Raw genomic sequence first — 260 nt, forward strand, 5'->3', positions numbered from 1 at the left:
GCGACAAGGAGGTCGCGCCGTTCAAGACCGAGTTCGACGTGACCGCGACGCTGCGGACCGAGCTGGGCCACGAGGTCGAGGTGCTGGGCGTGGCCGAGGACCTCGGCGTGATCCAGCGGGCGGCCGAGCGGTTCCAGCCGCACATCGCCTTCAACCTGCTCGAGGAGTTCGCCGGCGTGGGGGTCTACGACGCCCACGTCGTGAGCTACCTCGAATCGCTCGGCCTGCCCTACACCGGGTCGAACCCCCGCGGGCTCATG

General features: G+C 70.0%; 1 protein-coding gene. It reads left to right on the top strand.

Annotation, left to right across the window (positions count from 1 at the left end; translation table 11 throughout):
• The coding region (locus R0J92_RS24160; protein ID WP_411053547.1) for a hypothetical protein at positions 1–260 on the top strand (260 nt) is incomplete at both ends.

It is taken from the genome of Tritonibacter sp. SIMBA_163, assembly GCF_046535935.1.
Classification (GTDB): Bacteria; Pseudomonadota; Alphaproteobacteria; order Rhodobacterales; family Rhodobacteraceae; genus Epibacterium; species Epibacterium scottomollicae.